We start from the raw sequence: 20524 nt of genomic DNA, 5'->3' as shown, positions 1-20524 counted from the left end.
TCCCGCCGCCACCCCGGTCCGGGTGACGGCGCCCTTGCCGTCCTCGTCCTGCGTCGTCCTGGTGCTGCCTACTGCGTCCTGCCTACTGCCTACTGCCTAGTGCGTCGTGCGTCGTGCCGTGCCCGGCCGCCCTGCCGCCATCGGCACCCGCACCGCCCGGTGGGGCGGGTGAAGGCTCCGGTGTTCGTGCCGATCCTGCCGTGTGCCGTGCCGGTAGCGTGCGCACCACCGCCGTCCGCGCGCGCCGCGCACGGCGGCGCGCCCCGCCCCGCCGTCCGGCAGCAGTGCACGGCACGTCGCCGCCGGTGACCGGGCGTATCTGCGACGTACCCGCACCGGCGTGCTCCACGCTTCCCGCGCCGGGGCGGTCGAGCGGGTGTGCGCAACGCGCGTCCACATGCGGGGCCGCGCCGATAGAGTGCCGGTGGCGACACACAGCCGACAGCCGGTCCGCAGCCGTCGTACCGCGCGGCCCGCGTGACCGACGCACCACCGGAGCCGGCCCCACCGCCGCGACCGACGCCGATCAGGAGTGTGGAGACACAGTGCAGTACTACGAGTCGATGATCGACCTTGTCGGCAACACGCCGCTGGTGAAGCTCAACAGCGTCACCGAGGGCATTGAGGCGACGGTGCTTGCCAAGGTCGAGTACTTCAACCCCGGCGGTTCCGTGAAGGACCGCATCGCGCTGCGGATGATCGAGGCGGCGGAGGCGTCCGGCGCGCTCAAGCCCGGCGGGGTCATCGTGGAACCCACCTCCGGCAACACCGGCGTCGGCCTCGCCATCGTGGCCCAGCGCAAGGGCTACCACTGCGTCTTCGTCTGCCCCGACAAGGTCTCCGCCGACAAGATCAATGTGATGCGCGCCTACGGCGCCGAGGTCGTGGTCTGCCCCACCGCGGTCGACCCCGACCACCCGGACTCCTACTACAACGTCTCGGACCGCCTCGTCCGCGAGACGCCCGGCGCCTGGAAGCCCGACCAGTACAGCAACCCGGACAACCCGCGCTCGCACTACGAGACGACCGGGCCGGAGATCTGGACCCAGACCGAGGGCCGCGTCACCCACTTCGTGGCGGGCGTCGGTACCGGCGGCACCATCTCGGGCACCGGCCGCTACCTCCGCGAGGCCAGCGGCGGGAGGGTCCGGGTCATCGGTGCCGACCCGGAGGGCTCCGTCTACTCGGGCGGCAGCGGCCGCCCGTACCTCGTCGAGGGCGTCGGCGAGGACTTCTGGCCGGACGCCTACGACCGGGGGGTCGCCGACCGCATCGTCGCCGTCTCCGACAAGGACTCCTTCCAGATGACCCGGCGCCTCGCCAAGGAGGAGGGGCTGCTGGTCGGCGGCTCCTGCGGCATGGCGGTCGCCGGCGCCCTGGAGGTCGCCCGCGAGCTGGGCCCGGACGACGTGGTCGTGGTGCTGCTCCCCGACGGCGGGCGCGGTTACCTCAGCAAGATCTTCAACGACGAGTGGATGGCCGACTACGGCTTCCTGGAGGGCGGCGAGCCCGAGACCCGCGTCAGCGACGTGCTGCGCCGCAAGACCGGGGGCATCCCCGAGCTGGTCCACATGCACCCCGACGAGACAGTCGGTGAGGCCATCGAGGTGCTGCGCGAGTACGGCGTCTCGCAGATGCCGATCGTGAAGCCCGGCGCCGGCCACCCGGACGTCATGGCGGCCGAGGTCGTCGGCTCGGTCGTCGAACGCGAGCTGCTGGACGCGCTGTTCGCGCAGCGCGCCACGCTGGACGACGCGCTGGAGAAGCACATGAGCCCGCCGCTGCCGCAGGTCGGCTCCGGTGAGCCCGTCGCCGACCTGATGGTCGCGCTGGAGCAGGCCGACGCGGCGATCGTGCTGGTCGAGGGCAAGCCGACCGGCGTCATCAGCCGACAGGACCTGCTCTCCTTCCTCGCCCAGTAGCCGCGCCGCGGCGCGCCCTGCCCCGGCGCGCCCTGCGCCGGCCCGGGAACCCGGCCGGCGGCACCGCGAACCCGTCGGACCGTCAGGCCCCGCACCGTGCGCCCGCGCAGTGCGGGGCCCGCGCCGTTCCCGGGCCTGCGCCGTTCCCGGCGGGCTGAGGTGCCGGGCGGGCGCCGGCACCGGGCGGACGGACGGGCTGTCGGGGCGCGGCGGTCGGCGCGCGCCGGAGGTCCGGGGTCGGCGCGCGCGACCCCGGCGCGTGGTGCGCGTCACACCGGCTGAGCTGCGGTGACGCAGGTCTCACCCGGCGGGGCGGCCCGCCACGGGAATGATCCAGGCACGACACGGAGAGGCAATCTTCGCTTAACACCCGTCCGGCAGAGTTCTGGGTGTCGGCGTCACGGACTTCCGGAGCGGCTCCCGGACCTCCCATGGACGCCAGAACGGCGGCAGCGACCCGATCGCCGTTCCCGCGGGGACCGTCGTCGTCCCGCCTCCGGCCTCGGCCGGGGTGGTGCTCCCGGCAGCGGCGTCGGCGTCGTCGGGCAGGTCGTCGTCGACTTCGCGGCGGCGGCCGGGCAGCGCGAGGATCACCAGGACCAGCAGGCCGAAGCCCTGCGCCCAGCCCCACAGGGTGTGGAGCGTGCCGTCACTGTGAGAGACGAGCAACCGACCTCCGCCGGCCGGAAGTTCGAACCCCTGGGCCCAGCCGTCGACGGTCACGGGGGTGAGGGGGGCGCCGTCGAGGGTCGCCTGCCAGCCCTCGGAGGCCGTGTCGGCCAGGCGCAGCACGCGGCCCTCGGGGCCGTCGGGAAGGTCGGTGTCGACCTCCACGGGCCCGGCCGGCAGCCGCGCGGGGGCGGTGGAATCGCCCTCGGCGGGCAGCACCATGACACGGGAGAGCTCGCGCTCCACCCGCCACAGGGCGCTGCCGTCCTCCTGGCTGAGCCGCTTCAGGCCGGGGGTGGTGTCGAGAATCCGGTGGAGTTCGTCGGGCGAACCGTCGCGGACCAGCACATACCGGATGGCGTAGCCGCTGAGGCGTTCCGCCTGGTCGGCACCGGAGCCGGCGGCGAGATCGGCGACCATCCCGGAGAGGCCGGTGTCCTCGGCCATGAGCCGCGCGATGTCGGCGTCCCCGAGCCGGGTACCGGCGCCGCGGACCACCGCGTAGTCCAGGGCGGCGGGCGCGCCGTCGGCGGTCTGCTCCTCGCCGGCGAGGACGAGGGTCCGGGCGCGGTCGCCGGTGGAGCTCTCCTCGGCGACGAAGGCCGGAACCTGTACGGGGTTGGCGCGTTCCAGCGGCCCCTCGGCGCCCCGGACCATCCAGCCGGCGGCGGCGAGCGCCGGGCCGACGGCGGCGGCGACGGCGAGCAGCACCGCGACCGGCTGGCGCCATCCGAAGCTCTCCGCGGCGACGCGGTGCCGGGCGCCGTCGGCGCCGAGCGCCGCGGCGGCGATCACCGCGAGGCCGACGACGACCAGCCCGGGGCCGGCCCAGTGGGAGCCGTTGGCCCAGGCCGAGACGGCCAGCGCGGCGAGGGCGGCTCCCCACGCCGCGGTGACCGCGGTGCGGCGCTCCCGGCGCAGCAGGGCGGCGAGACCGGCCAGCAGCAGTCCGAGCATCAGCCAGTCGGCGGGGGTGCCGGGGCCGCCGGGGTTGAGCCCGAGGAGGGCGAGCGGCGAGGCGGGGTCGGCCGCCAGCCGCTGCCCGGCTTCGGTCAGCAGCTCGTCGACACTGGTCAGCGCGGTCAGGGACCACGGGGCCAGCATCACCAGGGGGGTGAGGAGCAGCGCGGCGAACCGGCGCAGCCGGTGCCCGCGCCCGGAACCGGGCCGGACCAGCGCGGCGGCGGCGAGCAGCACGGCGAGCGGCCAGATCACCGGCGTGAAGGCGGTGACGACGGTGAGCAGCAGCGCGCCGGCCCAGGCGGCCCGCCAGGGGCCGCGACTGCCGGGCACCAGCCCGGCGGAGTACACGGCGCACCGGGCGAGCGGCGGCAGCAGGATCGCGAGGACCACGGTGCCGACGCGGCCCGAGGCGATCGCCCCGGTGACGGCCGGCAGGAAGGCGTAGGCGGTCGCGCCCCAGGCGCGCAGCACGCGAGAGGTGACGAGCCGTTTGGAGGCGAGGTAGGCGCTGAGCCCGGCCAGCGGGACGGCGCCGACCATCAGCAGCGTCATCACGAGACCGGTGGAGCCGAGGAACGGCACCGAGAGCAGCGCGAGCAGCGCCAGGTAGGGCGGCGCGGTCCCGGTGTCGCCGATCCCGAGCGGCTGCCAGCTCTCCCGGAAGCGGGCGAGGAGTTCACCGGCCTCCGCGGGGGCCGCCAACAGGGCGCCCCCGAAGAGCGCGCCGCCGCCGACGAGTTCACGCGAGGCGGCGAGCGCGACCAGGCAGAGCAGCAGGAAGAGGACGGGGGCCGGGCGGCGGGCGACCGCGCGGACCCGGGTGAACTGCTCGACCTCCAGGACGTCGGCGTCGTCGCTTCCCGGGCCGGACTCGACCGCGCCGTGCCGGCTGCCGGCGGCCGCGGCCTCGTCGCGCCGGGAGATGGCGCTGACCGCCTGCTCCACCGTCGCCTTGACCGTGGCGCCGGGGGGCGGGAAGAGCGGCCGGAGCGCGGCGTGGTCGAGGTCGGCGGAGGTGGTGGTGCGGCGCTGCGAGCGCGCCTTGAGGATGCGTCCGGGGCGCAGCAGCGCGGAGAGCAGCCCGGCGAACTCGTCGAGGGCGCGGCCGGGAGCCTTGCCGACGAGGTACGCGAGGATGCGGATGGCGGTGCCGACGACGAGGCGCAGCATCACCCAGGGCAGCACCTTGGAGCGGCTGTTGCTGAGGAGCGCGTAGACGGCGGCGGCCTTGTCCACCCGGTGGGGGCTGGCGCCGAGCCGTCCGGCGCTGTCGATGGTGCGCCGCTCCCGGGCGGCGGCCTCGGCGTGCCGCATGACGGCGCTGGGTGCGACGCGGACGTCCATGCCGGCGGAGTGTGCGCGCCAGCAGAGGTCCAGGTCGTCGCGCATGAGGGGCAGGTTGCGGTCGAAGCCGCCGAGCCGCTCGTAGGCGTCGCGGCGGATGAGCATGCCCGCGGTGGAGACGGAGAGGACGCTGCGGTGCTGGTCGTGCTGGCCCTGGTCCTGCTCGCGGCGGTCGAGCCCGGTCCAGCGCCGGCCGCTGCGGGCGATGGTGACGCCGGTCTCCAGGAGTTGCCTGCGGTCGTACCAGCCGCGGAGCTTGGGGCCGATGACGGCCGCCTCCGGGTGGGCCTCGGCGTGCCGGAGCAGCTTGGCGAGGGCGTCGGTGTCCGGCGCGGAGTCGTCGTGGAGCAGCCAGAGCCAGTGGATGGGTTCACCGTGCGGCAGTTCGGGCATGCCGTAGGTGTCGTCGCGCCAGGTGCGCGTCTCGGGGTCCCAGCCGCTGGGGCGCTTGAGGTAGCTGAGGTCGTCCGGGGTGAGGACGGGCGCGGTGCGGACCGCCTCGGCGACGGCGGCACCGAAGCCGGTGCGGCGGGCGAGGTGGAGGACGCGCTCGGGACCGAGTGCGTCGGTGACCAGGTCGGCGGAGCGGTCGGCCGAACCGGTGTCGGCGGCTATGACGTCCTGGACGGGTCGCTGCTGGTTGACCAGCCCGGCGAGCACGTCGGGGAGCCAGCGCTCGCCGTCGTGCGAGACCAGCACGGCGGTGACGACATGCTGCGGTAGCTCTGGATGTGAGGCGGCTGCGGCAGGCATCGAGGTACGGGCCCCGGTTCGGTGGAGGTCGGCGGACAGCCACACACTACCGGGGCTGCGGGGGCCGCCGGTCCGGTCCGCGCACGGTGCGGGGCGTGTGCGCGGGGGTTGGGCCGGCGGGTCCGGCCGCTGCTTCGATGAGGTCCTGCTGAAGCGGGTGCTGCTGGTGACGGGGCCCCGGGCGGGGGCCGGGTATACGGGGTTCGCGGCCGTCGGCCGTGGGGGACGGGTGGATCACGCGGGCACGACGACGCCGGCGCCGCGGTGACCGGTTCAGACGACGGCCTTCTTCAGCCGCCTGCGCTCGCGTTCCGACAGGCCGCCCCAGATCCCGAAGCGTTCGTCGTTGGCAAGCGCGTACTCCAGGCACTCGGAGCGGACTTCACAGGCGAGGCAGACCTTCTTGGCCTCGCGGGTGGAGCCACCCTTCTCGGGAAAGAACGACTCCGGGTCGGTCTGGGCGCACAGTGCGCGCTCCTGCCAGCCCGGCTCTTCGTCGGTGTCCTCGACCAGCAGTTGCTGGAACAGCTCGGTCATCTGCGCCTCGCCTTCCTTGCGTCCCCGTGATGTTGCCGTTACCGATACAGACCGAACGACACGGGTGAAATTACAAGTGCGTCATCCGGGCCCGTCAAGCCGTGTTCTGCCTGCTGCCCGGTGATTCACCCAGCGGCACCACACCCGCGCCGATCGTGATCAATCACCACGAACCTCCGGACACTTCGGGTGTTTCGACCGCCCGCTCCAAGGGGTCCTGGAGTGAGGACGATTCGCACACCCGGCGTGTTCCGGTGGCCCCGGTCGAGCGACCCGGATCACAGTGGAATCACAGGAAGACAACGGCGCCTGTCAGGTCCGATGTTGCGCCACCTGTCCAGTCCCCGGACGCATAAACCTTTCGGCACCGGTGGCAACCGGATGTGGTGAAACAATGCGTCCGAACGCACGGGTCACTTGACAGACCTCCCCCGGAAGCGCTCATCTGAGGCGTCAGCCACGCTGCGTGTCCGACCGGTCACAGGCTTCCGGGCGGGGCTGTCGACGCCCCCACCGACCGTCCGCCCACTCGACACCACGGGTTCCCCATGTACAGCGACAACGAGATCGCCGGTGACACCACCGCGCTGCCGCACCGAATGACGCCGCCCGCCGAACACCCCTGCACCGTCGCGGGGTTCGCCGGACTGCTGCGTTCCGTGGCGGACTGTCCTGAGCAGTGGCGCCCGCTGGTGGGATACGACCCGACCAGCCGCTGGTACCACCGGCTGCGCACCGGTCCCGGCTACGAGCTGTGGCTGCTGAGCTGGCTCCCGGGCCAGGGCAGCGGGCGCCACGACCACGGCGACGCCCACGGCGTGTTCACCGTGCTGGCCGGCGAGCTCACCGAGTTCACCGCCGGCGCGGCGCGGGGGCGCGCGCTGCGGCCGGGGCCGCGGCGGGTGTTCGCGCCGGGGTACGTCCACGAGATGGTCAACACCTCGCTGGAGCCGGCGGTCTCCCTGCACCTTTACCACCCGGGGCTGACCGCGATGCCGATGCACTCCGGGGGCGCGGTGACCGCCGCCGGACGGGCGGCCCACCCCGGGCTCCCGGCGGCGGGGCAGCCGCTCCGGGAGGCCGCGCCGCAGCCCCCGGCGGCCGTCGGCGCCGCCGCGGTCCCGGCTGCCGGCGGCACGCGGACCGCCGGGCGTCCGGGCCGCAGCTGCTGACACACTGGGGCGTATGCAGCGCATCGTGGTTCTGGCCGGCGGCACGGGCGGTGCCCGTTTCCTGCGCGGTCTCAAACTGGCCGCGCCGGAGGCGGAGATCACCGTCATCGGCAACACCGGCGACGACATCCACCTCTTCGGGCTGAAGGTCTGCCCCGACCTCGACACCGTGATGTACACCCTCGGCGGTGGCATCCACGAGGAACAGGGCTGGGGCAGGGCCGAGGAGACCTTCACGGTCAAGGAGGAACTCGCGGCGTACGGCGTGGGACCCGACTGGTTCGGGCTGGGCGACCGGGACATGGCCACCCATGTCGTCCGCACGCAGATGCTCGCCGCCGGCTACCCGCTCAGCGCGGTGACGGAGGCGCTGTGCCGCCGCTGGGAGCCGGGCGTCCGGCTGCTGCCGATGACGGACGACCGCGTGGAGACGCACGTCCTGATCGACGACGGGGACAGCCGTCGCGCCGTCCACTTCCAGGAGTACTGGGTCCGGCTGCGGGCCGAGCCCGAGGCGCACGCCGTGGTGCCGGTCGGCGCGGACACCGCCACGCCGGCGCCCGGCGTGCTGGAAGCCGTCGCCGAGGCCGACGTGGTGCTGTTCCCGCCGTCCAACCCGGTCGTCAGCGTCGGCACCGTCCTGGCCGTCCCCGGCATCCGGGAGGCCATCGCCGCCGCCGGCGTCCCGGTCGTCGGCCTCTCCCCCATCGTCGGCGGCGCCCCCGTGCGCGGCATGGCCGACAAGGTGCTGGCGGCCGTCGGGGTCGAGGCGACCGCGGCGGCGGTCGCCGAGCACTACGGCTCGGGGCTGCTCGACGGCTGGCTGGTGGACACCCGCGACGCCGACGCCGTGGCGGCGGTGGAGAGCCACGGCATCCGCTGCCGGGCCGTGCCGCTGATGATGACCGACCCCGAGGCCACCGCCGCCATGGCGCGGGAGGCACTCGACCTCGCGGCGGCCCTCACCGCGGACGTCGCGCCGTGACGGCCGCCACGCGCCCGGGCGGGGAACCCGCCCAGGCCGCCCCCGTCGCCGCGCCCGCGGGTACGTCGGCAGGCGCCGCACGCTCCGACTCCTTCCGGGTGTGGTCGCTCGCCGGCCTGCCCGAGGTGTCCCCCGGCGACGACCTGGCGAAGCTGATCGCCGAGGCGTGCGCCGCCCCCGGCGGGCAGCCGCTGGCCGACGGCGACATCCTCGTCGTCACCTCCAAGATCGTCAGCAAGGCCGAGGGGCGCGTCCTGCGGGCGGCCGACCGCGAGGCGGCGGTCGACGCCGAGACGGTCCGCGTCGTGGCCCGGCGCGGACCGGCCCGGATCGTGGAGTCACGCCACGGCTTCGTGATGGCGGCGGCCGGCGTGGACGCCTCCAACACCCCGCGCGGCACGGTCCTGCTGCTGCCCGCGGACCCGGACGCGTCGGCGCGGACGATCCGCGACGGGCTGCGCGAGCGGACCGGCGCCGAGGTCGCCGTCGTCGTCAGCGACACCTTCGGACGGCCCTGGCGCGAGGGGCAGACCGACGTGGCCATCGGCGCCGCCGGCCTGCGGGCCCTGGACGACCTGCGGGGCGGCACCGACACCCACGGCAACCCGCTGGGGGTCAGCGTCACCGCCGTCGCGGACGAGCTGGCGGGCGCCGGCGAACTCGTGAAGGGCAAGACCGAGGGGCGGCCCGTCGCCGTCGTCCGCGGGCTCGCCGAGCACCTGCTGACCTCCCCCGGCCCCGCCGACGACCCGGCGGCCGGCCCGACCGACGCCCCGGGGGAGGACCCGGGGGCGCGCCCGCTGGTCCGCGACGCGGCCGCGGACATGTTCCGGCTGGGCACCTCCGAGGCGATCCGCGCCGCCGTCACCCAGCGGCGGACCGTCCGGGAGTTCACCGATGCCCCCGTCGACAGCGCGGCGGTCCGCCGGGCGGTCGCCGCCGCCGTGACCGCGCCCGCCCCGCACCACACGACGCCCTGGCGGTTCGTGCTCCTGGAGTCGGCCGCCGCCCGCACCGGGCTGCTCGACGCCATGCTCGACGCCTGGGTCGCCGACCTGCGTGCCGACGGCCGGGAGGAGGAATGGATCGCGCGTCGGGTCCGCCGGGGCGACGTGCTGCGCCGCGCCCCCTACCTGGTGGTCCCCTGCCTGGTCGCCGACGGCGCCCACCACTACCCGGACGCGCGGCGGTCGGCCGCGGAGCGGGAGATGTTCGTCGTCGCCGCCGGTGCGGCGGTGCAGAACCTGCTGGTGGCGCTCGCCGGCGAGGGGCTGGGGTCGGCGTGGGTGTCGTCCACCCTGTTCTGCCGCGAGACCGTGCGCGGCGCGCTGGACCTGCCGGCGAGCTGGGACCCGATGGGGGCGGTGGCGGTCGGCCACCCGGCGGCCGCGCCGGCGCCGCGTCCGGCCCGGGACGCGGACGCGTTCCTCACCGTGCGCTGAGCGCGCCCGGCGGCACCACCGGTCGCCGGTGGCGCCGCCGGGCCCGGTGGGGGGGGACCCGCTCAGTCGCAGATGATCTGGTCGCCGGTGGCGGCGCCGAAGCCGCCGTCCTTCCACTCCTGGGAGCTCATCGGCCGGCGGCCGTCGCGGACGGGCTGGACCCGGTCGAAGTCCTCGCCGATCGCGACGAGCAACTGGTCCCCGTGGTCGGCGACCTCCCGCAGCTGGGCGTCGGGCAGCGCGGCGCGCAGCGCGGCGGCCTCGGCGCGCTGCTCCGGGCCGTGGGTGATGGTGGTGCGGGACTGGGAGGTGGCGGCGGAGCCGGGGTCGTCCTCCGGGGTGAGGCCGCCGGTGCTGAAGCCGGTGGCGGCCAGCTGCTCGTCGGCGCGGGCCGCGAGCCCCGCCGTGGTGCTGGCGTTCTCCACCCGCACCCGGACCTCCTCCGGCGCCAGCTCGACCGGCACCGCACCGCGCGGGGCACCGGCCCCCTCGCCGCCCTCCTCGTCCTTCCCCCCGTCGCCGGCGGAGCCGTCGGACGCCTCCTCCCCCTCCGGGGGCGGGGCGTCGGCGCCCGCGAGCGGGCGGTCCTCCCGGATCGCGGCGAACAGCCGCTCGGCGCCGTCCTCGTCCCAGGCGACGGTGGAGCCGCCGCCCGGCAGCTTCTTACCGGCGCCGTCCACGGGGACGGAGGTCAGTTCCGCCGAGGAGGCGTCGAAGCCGCCGAGCGCGCGGCTCAGTTCCAGCATCTGGTCGACGCCGAACTCCGGGTCGACCCGGACCGATTCCAGCATCACGTCCGCTGTGCGCCGCAGCTTGGCCGGGTTGAGCAGCACGTCGGTGCTGACCGCCTTGTCCAGGAAGGCGGCGAGGAACTTCTGCTGCCGCTGCATCCGCCCGAAGTCGGCGGAGGGGTCGACCGACCTCGCCCGGACGTACTGGAGCGCCTCGCCCCCGCTGAGCGTGGAGGTGCCGGGCGGGATGTCCAGCCCGGACTTCTCGTCCTTGAGGGGGCGGACGGTGCAGACGTCGACCCCGCCGATCTCGTCCACGCCCCGCATGAAGCTGAGGAAGTTGACCTCCAGGTAGTGGTCGATCCGCACCCCGGTCATCTTCTCGACGGTGCGGACCATCAGGGAGGGGCCGCCGTGGGAGAGGGCGGCGTTCATCTTGTCGGGGTGCGCCGGGTGGCGCTCGCCGCCGCCGGCCTCGAAGGCGTGGGCAGGGAGTTCGGCGTAGGAGTCGCGCGGCAGCGAGACGACGCTCGCCCGCTCCCGGTCCTCCGAGAGGTGGACCAGGATGATGGTGTCCGCGCAGTGGCAGGCCTCGCCGCCGATGCCGAACTTCTTCTTCTCCTCCGCGGTGATGCCCTCCCGGCTGTCGTTGCCGATCAGCAGGAAGTTCAGCCCCTTGGAGGTGTCCGGCCGGTTGCTGAGGTCGTGGAAAGGGTCGACCCGCTCCACCCCGGTGTCGATGGTGGAGACCATGGCGTGGCCGACGCCGCCCGTCAGCAGCACGCCCGCCGCGGCCACGGCGGAGAGCCGCAGCCCCCAGCGCGGCCGTCGGCGCCGGCCCGTCGCTGGGCGGGGGCGCTGGCTGCTCGGGTGCTGCGGGCGGCTGGCGGGCAAGGTCGGAACCTCCGCTTGTCGTACGAACGGGGGCCGGGTCACCCCGCTGGGAGCGTAGGAACGGCCGGGGCGCGGCGCGCGCAGACCCGCCGCACACCACCCGGGTGGGCGAACCACGGTGATCCGTTCGCGGTACCGTGAGCCGGTGACGACACGAGGAGACCGGGGCGGCAGCGACCCCGGTGAGCACGGCCTTCCGGCGGTGTCGGTGATCATGCCGGTGCTGAACGAGGAACGACACCTGCGCCACGCGGTGGAAGCCATCCTGCGGCAGGAGTACGCGGGCGAGATGGAGGTGGTCATCGCGCTCGGGCCGTCCACGGACCGGACCGACGAGATCGCCGCCGACCTGGTCGCCGAGAACGCGGAACGGCCGTGGGGCAGGGTGCAGACGGTGCCCAACCCGACCGGCCGGACCCCGGCCGGGCTGAACGCGGCGATCGGGGCGTCCCGCCACCCGGTGGTGGTGCGCGTCGACGGCCACGGCATGCTCTCCCCCGGCTACATCGCCACGGCGGTGCGGCTGCTGGCGGAGACCGGCGCCGCCAACGTGGGCGGCATCATGCACGCCGAGGGCGAGAACGACTGGGAGCACGCGGTGGCCGCGGCCATGACCTCCCGGATCGGCGTCGGCAACGCCGCCTTCCACACCGGGGGTGCCGCGGGCGAGGCGGAGACCGTCTACCTGGGCGTCTTCCGGCGCGAGGTGCTGGAGCGGCTGGGCGGCTACAACACGGAGTTCATCCGCGCGCAGGACTGGGAGCTCAACTTCCGCATCCGGCAGGACGGCGGGCTGATCTGGTTCTCGCCCGAGCTGCTGGTGTCCTACCGCCCGCGGCCGACGGTCCGGAAGCTGGCCAGGCAGTACCACGACTACGGTCGTTGGCGGCATGTCGTGGCCCGCTACCACCAGGGGTCGATCAACCCGCGGTACCTCGCGCCGCCGGCGGCGGTGCTGGCGATCGCCGCGGGGCTGGCCGGAGCGGTGGTGACGCCGTGGACGCTGGTCGTCCCGGTCGGGTACCTGGCGGCGATCACGGCGGGCTCGCTCCCGGCGGGCCGGGGCCGTTCGCTCGGCGCGCGGGTGCGCATCCCGGTGGCGCTGGCGACCATGCACATGTCGTGGGGCTGGGGCTTCCTGACGAGCCCGCGGTCGCTGGCCCGCCGGGTGCGCGCCTCGCGTCGCGCACCGGCCGGCACGGCCGTCTGAGGCCGGCCCCCGCGGGCAGGACGTACGGCGGCGCCCCCGTCGCACCCCTCACAAGGGGGTGCGGCGGGGGCGCTGTCGTACCCGGGTGCCCGACGCAGCCGCCGGCGGGGCGGGGCGCGGCTCAGTCGGTGGCGTGCAGCGGGTTCACGACCATGCAGGCGCTGTCGTCGTCCGCGGTGATCGCCTCGGCGCTGTCGAGGCGCTCCTCGGGCTCGGAGGGGCCGGCGTCGGGTGCGGCGGGGAACTGGTTCCCCTCGCGCCAGTCGACGCCGATGACCAGCGTGAACGCCTCCGCGGAGGCGGAGGAGCGCAGCGCGCGGTCCGGGAGGCCGAGGGCGGCCGCCACGGCGCGGGCGTCGGCCTCGGCCTGGTCCCCGGTGGGGTGGGTGAGCGAGGTCTCCGCCTGCGAGATGGGCCGCTCGTCGACGTGGGACTGCACGTAGCCGAGGGCGGCCAGCTCGGCCACCACGACGCTCGCCCTGCCGGTGATCGCGGGCAGGGAGACCGAGCCGGTGCCGTTGCGGACGGTGACGGCGACCTCGGCGGGTTCGCGGGCCTGGGCCGCGTCCTCGTCGGCGTCCGTGTCCTCGCCCGCCTCGGCGATGTCGTCCGGGTACTCCTCGTCGAGCGCGATGTCGTTGCGGACCAGCGCGAAGAGCTCCTCGGCGGCGCCGGGCTTGGGCGCGACGTGGGCGGCGGGGTTCTGCGGCGCGGGGACCCACGGCATGGTGATCATGTTGATCCGCTCGCTGGGGACGTCGCGCAGGTCCTCCCCGAGGTCGTACAGCCGGTTGACGCTGCCGAGGTCGGGGTCGACGGTGAGGGCGTTGGTGGCGGCGTTGGCCAGCGCGTTGAGCTTGCCGGGGTCGGTGAGCCGCGCCCCTTCCTTGAGCTCGCGGACCATCGAGGAGAGGTACATGTGCTGGGCCTTGGTGCGGCCCACATCGCTGCCGTCGCCGAAGCCGTGGCGGGTCCGCAGCCACTGGAGGGCCTGTTCGCCCTTGATGACGGTCTCGCCCGCCTCCAGCTTCAGGTGGGACTTGGGGTCGTCGACACCCCGGTCGACGCAGACCGGGACGCCGCCGACGGCGTCGGCCATGCTGACCACCCCGGCGAAGTCCAGCATCATGAAGTGGTCGATCGGGATGCCGGTGAGCTCCTCCCAAGTGGCGACCGAGCAGCCCGGCCCGCCCCGCTGGAGGCTGTGGTTGATGGTGTCGGATTCCACCATGTCGAACTCGCGGCCGGTCGCCGGGTCGGTGCACTTGGGGATGGTGACCCGGGTGTCGCGCGGTATCGATACCACCGTCATGTTGCTGCGGTCGGCGGAGACGTGCAGCAGCATCTGGACGTCCGCGATGGGCGGGCCGCCGACGGTGTCGGCGGCGCCGCCGAGCCGGAGGTTCTCCTCGGAGTCCCGGGCGTCGCTGCCGAGCAGCAGGATGTTGAGGGGGGTCTGGCCGCGGTCGTTGGGCGCGGCCTTGTCGAGCTTGTTGTCGCCGAGGTGCAGGTCGCTCTTGGTGAGGTTGCCGTTGAGGTGCTGCACGTAGTACCAGCCCGCGCCGCCGGCGCCGACCACGGCCAGGGCGAGCGCCGCGGAGCCGGCTATGAGGACACGCGCCCAGCGGGGGCGCCGCTGCCGGCCGGAGGGCGTGGGTCCGTCGCCCCCGTCACCGTCGGCGGCGTCGGTTCCCCCGGTCCCGGTGCCGTCCCCGCCGGCGGAGCCGCCGGTCGCGGGGCGGTCGCCTGCGCTGTCCCCGTCAGCACCGGAGGTGTCGCTCTCCCCGCTTGTCTCGCTCGCACTGCCGTTCCCGGCGGGGAGCGCCGCGGGGCCGGCCGCTCCCTCGGCCTGCTCCGGCCGGTCGGCCCGCTGCGGGGCGTCGTCGCGGTCGCGTCCGGCGCCGCCCGCGGCGGGGGTGTCGTCGTACAGGCTGTCGTCCCACCCGAGGTCCTCGGGTCGGACGACCGCGACGGGCTGCTGCTCGTCGTCCTCGGGTATGGCGTTGCCGTTGCCGTCGGTGCCGCGCACGGCTGCTCCCCGGTCGTCTCTGCGGTTGTCGTCAGGTGGCTGCGGCGGGGCGGCCCGGACCGGATGGCCCGGGGTCACCCGGCGCAGTTGTCGGCGGCGTCGTTGGCCGTCGAGGAATCGAGGTTCTCCGGCTTCTTCGCCGGGGCCTCGATCGGGACGCCCGGGCCGGAGAAGTCGTTGCCGAGGATGAGCGTCATGGCCCGTCCCGGTTCGGCGTTCTCGCGCAGCTTCACCGCGCTGTCGGCCATCCCCATCATGTCGGCAAGCGTAGCTGCCTGCGCGGCCTGGTCGGGGGTGTGCAGCAGCACAGTGGTCTCCTGCGCGTCCGCGTTGCCGCCGAGCGTGGCGAGCACGGCTCCCTTGCCGAGCAGCCAGTCCAGCGTCTGCTGCGCGGCGCCGGGGGTGTCGCCGCCGTTGAACACCTCGGTGCGGATCTCCCCGATGGCGGCGGGCTCCGGCTTGTCGTCGCCGTTCTTCGCGCCCTCGTCCTCCTCGGGCTCCTCCTCCGCGGTGAGGGAGATGTCCTCCTGGATCATCCGGAACAGCGGCTCGGCCTTGGTGCGGTCGAGGACGACGGTGGCCGCGATCTCCTCGGCGGGGTTGTCCTTGACCGGGAGGGTGACGAAGGAGATGTCCTCGACGGGGACCTGGCCGAGGTCGCGGGCGAGCTCGTACAGCTTCTGGACGTCACCGATGGCGCTGTCGACGGTGAGCGCCTTGGTGGCGGCGTCGGCGAGGTCGAGCAGCTTGCCGGGGTCGGTGAGCGTGCCGTTGGAGGTCAGCGAGCGGGCCATCGAGCCGAGGAACTGCTGCTGCAGCTGGATGCGGCTGAGGTCGCTGCTGTGCCCGACGGAGTCACGGGTGCGGACGAAGGCCAGCGCCTCCTCGCCCTCGATGACGTGCGTGCCGGCGGAGAGCTTGAGGTGCGACTTGGGGTCGTCGATGTCCTTGGCGAGGCAGACCTCGACGCCGCCCACGGCGGTGGAGAGGGTCTTGACCGCGTTGAAGTCGAGCAGCATGAAGTGGTTGATCTCCACGCCGGTCAGCTCCTGCACCGTCTTCCAGGTGCAGCCCGGGTCGCGGCCCTGCTGACCGTAGCTCTCGTTGAAGCGGACGCCCTGGCTGCCGGGGATGGTCTCGGTGACGCCGTCGCGGGTCACCTCGCACTCGGGGATGTCCACTATCAGGTCGCGCGGGATGGACAGCGCGGTCGCGTGCTCGCGGTCCTGCGAGAAATGCAGCAGGACGGTGGTCTCGGCGTGGCCGAGGCTGTCGCGGTCGCCGTAGCCGTCGTTGCCGTCGCCGGTCCGCTGGTCGGAGCCGACCAGCAGGATGTTCACCGGGGCGTCGCTCGTCGCGGGGTTGTCGTAGGGGACGTCGACCTTGGTGATGTTGTCGTTGAGCCGCTTGTAGGTCAGGTAGGCGGCGGTGCAGCCGACGACCAGGAGCAGGGCGAGGACGCCGGCGACCCACATGAGGATCTTCTTGCCGCGCTTCTTCTTCTCCTTGGCCTTGCGGCGGCCGTGCCCGGCACGGCGGTCGCGCTGCGCGGGGAGCTCGCGGTCGCGGGTGGCGGCGCGGCCGGCGGGCGCCGGGTCGTCGTCCTCCGGCTCGACCTCGTCGGCCGGTGCGGGCGGGCGGCCGCTCTCCTCACTCGGGGCGCGGCGCTGCCGGGGAGGAGCTCCCCGGTGGCCGGCGTCGCCCGGTTCGGGGTCGCGCCGCGGCGCACGGGTGCCCGCGGGCGCACCACTGCCGCCGCGTGCCCCGCTCTGCGGGCGCAACTCGTAGTTGCCCGTCTCCGGATTCAAAACCCACTGATCAGCGGGGTCCATGCCCCCCGCTCCCCCACGTCCCTGCGCGTCCACTGGTGCGTGCGCCCTCCGTGCCGACTTGCGGATCGGACGGCAAACACTAACCCCCGGGTTCCGTCACCGACGACGCCGGTGACCCACTGCGCAGGCTTCACATCAGGTGATAGCGCCAGCTGTTCGACTGTCGTCACATATCGACCCTGTCTGTTTTATGGCGCTTTAAGCGTCTTCGCCGATCCGGAATCCTCATCTGTTCGACTACGCAGCGGAATCATCGAGCGGAAACGTTCCTGTCCTGTTCCGAACGGTCGCAAACTGGTCGCGGCGGGGTCTCGTTCGTGTCACGGCAGCGGCGAACCAGCCCCGTCGGCGGGCGTGACCGCCCCCGGCGCACGCCCCGTCCCATGGCCGGCGGCGGGACCGCGCTCCCCCTCACCCCGCTCCCCTCACCCCGCTGCCGGGCCTGAGCCCGCCTCCGCGTCCTCGGCGGCTCCCGCGGCGGGGAGCAGTCCGCCGGCCGGGGCGCCGTCCCGGGGGCGGGAGGTCACCGGCAGGTCGTCGCGGAGCTGCGCGAACAGGGTGTCGGCGTCCGGCTGGACCAGGACGTCCCGGTCCGGGTCGACCGGGTCCGCGGTCCGCGGCACCGTGACGAACCCCAGGCCGCCCTCGGGCAGGTCGCGCAGGTCGCCGACGAGGCCGTGCAGCCGGGAGAGCGAGGCGAGTGCCGGGTCGACCGTGAGCGACGCGGTCGCGGTGCGGAGCACGGGGTAGAGCCTCGCCGGGTTGAGCAGCACCCCGGAGGAGCGCAGCTCGTCCAGGAGCAGCCCCAGGAACTGGTGCTGCCGCTCGATGCGGGCGGTGTCGCTGCCGTCCCCGATGCCCTGCCGGCCGCGGACGTAGGCGAGGGCGGCGTCGCCGTCCAGTACCTGGCGGCCGGCGGTCAGGTCCAACTCGGTGTGCTCGTCCCGGACATCTTCGGTCAGGTGCACCTCGACCCCGCCGACGGCGTCCACCAGGTCGCGGAAACCCGCGAAGTCGATGTCGACGTGGTGGTCGACCCGCACCCCGGTGAGCGCCTCGACGGTGCGGATGGTGCACGCCGGACCGCCGTGGGAGTACGCCCAGTTGAACTGTGCGCGCGCGGCGGGCACGGTGCCGCCGTCGGGCCCCGTGCAGTCGGGGACGTCGACCAGCAGGTCGCGGGGGAACGAGACGGCGGTGGCACGCTGCCGGTCGCCGGAGAGGTGGAGCAGGAAGACGGTGTCCGACCGGGCGCCGATCCCGCCGACCGCGCCCGGCAGCGAACTGGGGTCGTCCGATCCGATCACCAGCACGGTGCGCGCGTCGCCGGGCGGCTCCGGCGGGCGGTCCCCGCCCCGCATCTCCAGCTCCCGGGCGGTCCCGTCGTCGCGGGTGATGCCGGCGTCCAGTGAGCGGTAGGCGAGGTAGCCGGTGCCGGCCGCCAGCAGGGCGAGGCCCAGCGCTCCGAGGGCCGCGGCGCGCAGCAGCAGCCGCCCGCGCCGGGGGCGCGGGCGGTCGGGCTCGGTGGTGGTGAGCAGGTCGGCGAGGGGCGTGGGCCGGTCGGCGCCCCGCGCACGTGCCGGCTCCGGGTGGTGGTCGTCCGCTGTCATGGGAGCGATGGTGGCCCCGCGACCCCGCCGGGAGCGGTTCAGTCGGCGAAGTGCGTGACGTGTTCACTCTCCGCGCGGCGTGTCCGGGCCGGCTGGTCCAGCCCGTCGGCGGGGCGGCAGAGCACCACCGAGCCGCCGACGGCGAGCGGTGCGTACAGTCCGGCGGCGAGACCGGGCCAGCTGTCGTAGCCACGGGTGGACATCAGGCGCGCGCCGGGGGCGAGGCCGAGCCCGGTGGCGGCGGCGCGCGCCTCGGCGACCAGCTCGGCGCCGCTGAACCGGCGCCCGTCGACGGTGAGGGCGAGCGCGTCGGGCTCGGGGTCGGTGTGGGGATGGAAGATGTCGGGCTGTCCGGGGGCGGCCACCGCGTAGTCCGTGAACCCCTCGGGTGTCTCGGGGAAGCGCAGGCCGAGGGGGCGGAGCGAGAGCGCGACGCGCTCCCCGGTGCAGGCACGAGCCTCCGCGAGCCGGTCGGGTCCGGTGACGACGAGGTCGGCGGCGGCGGGGTCGCCGCCGATGTCCACCGCGACGCCGGCGGCGGAGCACGCCAGCAGCCAGGCGGCGGTCTGCCAGTGGGCGGGGAGGAGCAGCGCGAGCCGGTCGCCCGGTTCGGCGCCCAGTTCGTCCTGCAGGAGTCCGGCCGTCTTCGCCACCCAATTGGCGAGGGTGACGGCGGAGAGCTCGACGCGTTCCCCGGTGGCGTCGTCGTAGTAGGTGACGAGGGGTCGGGTGCCGTCCGCCGCGAGTGCTGATCGCAGCAGGTCGTAGGGGGTCTGATCGCTGGTGTTCATCGTCGGAAGGGTACGCGGGGCGCCGGGGGGCGGGCAGGGTGCCGCCGCCGGGGCCGGGGCCGACACGCCGCGGCATTGCTTACATACCGTCATATTTCCATTCGACAGATGTATACGGATATGCACAGCATGGTTGCTATGCGTGCATTCATCGCTTCCACTGTCGGGGCCGCGTCGATCGCGGCACTTGTCCTTCCGTCGGCCGTCTCCCCGGCCGGCGCGCTCTCGCCCCCGGACTCCGGCCGTGCCGTGGTCGAGGCGCCGGTGGCCGCGCCGGAGACCGGGGGCACCCAGTCGCTTGCCCTGGGGCCGCTGGGGGGTGGTGGTCGCACCGCGGGTGCGGACGCCCCGGCGGCCGGAGCGGTCGGCCTGGAGGAGACCGACGTCGACTCCTTCTCCCTGCTCGGCGTGGTGTGGTCGGACGCTGCCGCCGAACTGGCGGGCGAGGCCGAGGTGCGGACCCGCTCGTCGGAGACCGGGGAGTGGTCGCAGTGGGAGCACCTGCACGCCACGGCGGAGCACGGCCCGGACCCCGGGACCGCCGAGGAGGAGGACCGCGCCCTCGCCGGCGGCACCGAGCCGCTCTGGGTGGGCGACTCGGACGGCGTGCAGGTGCGGGTGGTCCCGGACGGCACGGGCCGCTCCGGCGCCGAACTGCCGGCGGGGCTGCGGTTGGAGCTGATCGACCCGGGCGAGGACCCGGCGGCCGGGGCACCCGACGCCGGGGCCGAGGAGGTGCGGGAGGAGCGGTCCGGCGCGCCCACCTCAGCTCCCGACGGCGGGGAGGGGCTGGACGGCGAGGGGGGCACCGCCCCCGGGCCGGCGGTCACCGAGGATTCGCCGGAGCCCGCGGAGGAGGCCGACCCGCGCGCGGAGGCGGACGTCCAGCTGCTGGCCGCGCCGCGCCCCGGCGTGGTGACACGCTCCCGGTGGGGGGCGGACGAGTCCTGGCGCGAGGGCGGCTTCGCCTACACCGACGCCGTCAAGACGGTCTTCGTGCACCACACCGCGGGCGGCAACGGGTACGCCTGCTCCGAGGCGCCGTCGGTGATCCGCGGCATCTACCGCTACCACACGCAGAGCCAGGGCTGGCGCGACATCGGCTACAACTTCCTGGTGGACAAGTGCGGCACGATCTACGAGGGCCGCGCGGGCGGCGTGGAGCGGGCCGTGCTCGGCGCGCACACCTACGGCTTCAACCACAACAGCATGGGGGTCGCCGTGCTCGGCACCCACTCCTCCACCGACGCACCGGCCAAGGTGACCAACGCGCTGGCCCAGCTGAGTGGTTGGAAGCTGCGGGCGGAGGGCCGGAACCCGGCCGGGACCTGGAAGCGGGTCTCCGCCGGCGGCAAGTACGCCAAGGGGACCGTGGTGACCATGCACAACATCTCGGGGCACCGCGACGGTTTCAGCACGGACTGCCCCGGGAGCCGGCTGTACAACCAGCTGCCGGCCATCCGGAAGACCGCCGCCGCGATGTGACACCGCGCCCGGCACCCACCGGGCGTGGTGGGCCCGCGGGGTGAGACCCGTCACGGTCCGCGCGCCGCGTTCCGGTGCCGGAGGCCCGCCCGGCCGCCGGGCGTCCGGGGCCCGACTGCCGCCGCCCGCCGCTCCGTCGCGGCGCTGCTGCGCCG

The 20524-nt window shown here is 74.7% G+C and carries 13 protein-coding genes; 6 read left to right on the top strand and 7 right to left on the bottom strand.

Going from position 1 to position 20524, the window contains the following annotated elements:
- Nucleotides 1–545: 545 nt before the first annotated feature.
- Nucleotides 546–1922 carry a cystathionine beta-synthase gene (locus HCN56_RS04595; protein ID WP_167968175.1) on the top strand — a complete coding sequence of 459 codons (1377 nt, stop codon included), beginning with the start codon at nucleotides 546–548 and terminating at the stop codon, nucleotides 1920–1922.
- Between the two features lie 363 nt (nucleotides 1923–2285).
- Here the strand turns inward: HCN56_RS04595 and HCN56_RS04590 are convergent, their stop codons facing one another.
- Both HCN56_RS04590 and HCN56_RS04585 read right to left on the bottom strand, forming a co-directional pair.
- Nucleotides 2286–5651: a glycosyltransferase family 2 protein gene (locus HCN56_RS04590; protein ID WP_167968174.1), complete on the bottom strand. Its 3366-nt coding sequence runs from the start codon at nucleotides 5649–5651 to the stop codon at nucleotides 2286–2288.
- A 273-nt stretch (nucleotides 5652–5924) separates the two neighbouring features.
- The gene (locus tag HCN56_RS04585) at nucleotides 5925–6188 is read right to left on the bottom strand and encodes a WhiB family transcriptional regulator (RefSeq protein WP_167934566.1); all 264 of its coding nucleotides are present in this window, start codon (nucleotides 6186–6188) and stop codon (nucleotides 5925–5927) included.
- A gap of 548 nt (nucleotides 6189–6736) precedes the next feature.
- On the opposite strand from HCN56_RS04585, the gene HCN56_RS04580 reads away from it, so the two are divergent.
- The 3 genes from HCN56_RS04580 (at nucleotide 6737) to HCN56_RS04570 (ending at nucleotide 9787) form a co-directional block, all read left to right on the top strand.
- Entirely contained in the window at nucleotides 6737–7360 is a 624-nt protein-coding gene (locus HCN56_RS04580; RefSeq protein WP_167968173.1) for a cysteine dioxygenase, read from the top strand.
- 13 nt (nucleotides 7361–7373) lie between these two features.
- Complete coding sequence (gene cofD / locus HCN56_RS04575) at nucleotides 7374–8345, top strand: 2-phospho-L-lactate transferase (RefSeq protein WP_167968172.1); 972 nt, start codon at nucleotides 7374–7376, stop codon at nucleotides 8343–8345.
- Between the two features lie 98 nt (nucleotides 8346–8443).
- On the top strand, nucleotides 8444–9787 hold the full coding sequence (locus HCN56_RS04570) for a coenzyme F420-0:L-glutamate ligase (protein WP_376770843.1): 1344 nt from the start codon (nucleotides 8444–8446) through the stop codon (nucleotides 9785–9787).
- Nucleotides 9788–9849: 62 nt separating this feature from the next.
- Here HCN56_RS04570 and HCN56_RS04565 read toward each other — a convergent pair whose 3' ends face one another.
- Complete coding sequence (locus HCN56_RS04565; protein WP_245245906.1) at nucleotides 9850–11412, bottom strand: LCP family protein; 1563 nt, start codon at nucleotides 11410–11412, stop codon at nucleotides 9850–9852.
- A gap of 145 nt (nucleotides 11413–11557) precedes the next feature.
- Between HCN56_RS04565 and HCN56_RS04560 the strand changes: the two genes are divergently transcribed.
- The gene (locus HCN56_RS04560; protein ID WP_312871048.1) at nucleotides 11558–12622 is read left to right on the top strand and encodes a glycosyltransferase family 2 protein; all 1065 of its coding nucleotides are present in this window, start codon (nucleotides 11558–11560) and stop codon (nucleotides 12620–12622) included.
- A 121-nt stretch (nucleotides 12623–12743) separates the two neighbouring features.
- Here the strand turns inward: HCN56_RS04560 and HCN56_RS04555 are convergent, their stop codons facing one another.
- The 4 genes from HCN56_RS04555 to HCN56_RS04540 form a co-directional block, all read right to left on the bottom strand.
- Nucleotides 12744–14651, bottom strand: a complete 1908-nt coding sequence (locus HCN56_RS04555; RefSeq protein ID WP_312871047.1) for an LCP family protein — start codon at nucleotides 14649–14651, stop codon at nucleotides 12744–12746.
- A gap of 74 nt (nucleotides 14652–14725) precedes the next feature.
- Entirely contained in the window at nucleotides 14726–16483 is a 1758-nt protein-coding gene (locus HCN56_RS04550) for an LCP family protein (protein ID WP_209312347.1), read from the bottom strand.
- A gap of 425 nt (nucleotides 16484–16908) precedes the next feature.
- A complete protein-coding gene (locus HCN56_RS04545) occupies nucleotides 16909–18093 on the bottom strand; it encodes an LCP family protein (RefSeq protein WP_167968168.1) in 1185 nt (394 codons plus the stop codon).
- 38 nt (nucleotides 18094–18131) lie between these two features.
- Nucleotides 18132–18884, bottom strand: a complete 753-nt coding sequence (locus HCN56_RS04540; RefSeq protein WP_167968167.1) for a TIGR03089 family protein — start codon at nucleotides 18882–18884, stop codon at nucleotides 18132–18134.
- 138 nt (nucleotides 18885–19022) lie between these two features.
- Here HCN56_RS04540 and HCN56_RS04535 point away from each other — a divergent pair, with 138 nt between their 5' ends.
- On the top strand, nucleotides 19023–20369 hold the full coding sequence (locus HCN56_RS04535) for a peptidoglycan recognition protein family protein (RefSeq protein WP_167968166.1): 1347 nt from the start codon (nucleotides 19023–19025) through the stop codon (nucleotides 20367–20369).
- Nucleotides 20370–20524 lie beyond the last annotated feature (155 nt).

Origin of the sequence: Streptomyces lonarensis (assembly GCF_012033735.1) — a bacterium.
Classification (GTDB): domain Bacteria; phylum Actinomycetota; class Actinomycetes; order Streptomycetales; family Streptomycetaceae; genus Streptomyces; species Streptomyces lonarensis.
The sequence above is the reverse complement of the archived record's forward strand: the minus strand, read 5'-3'. Positions and strand labels throughout refer to the sequence as shown.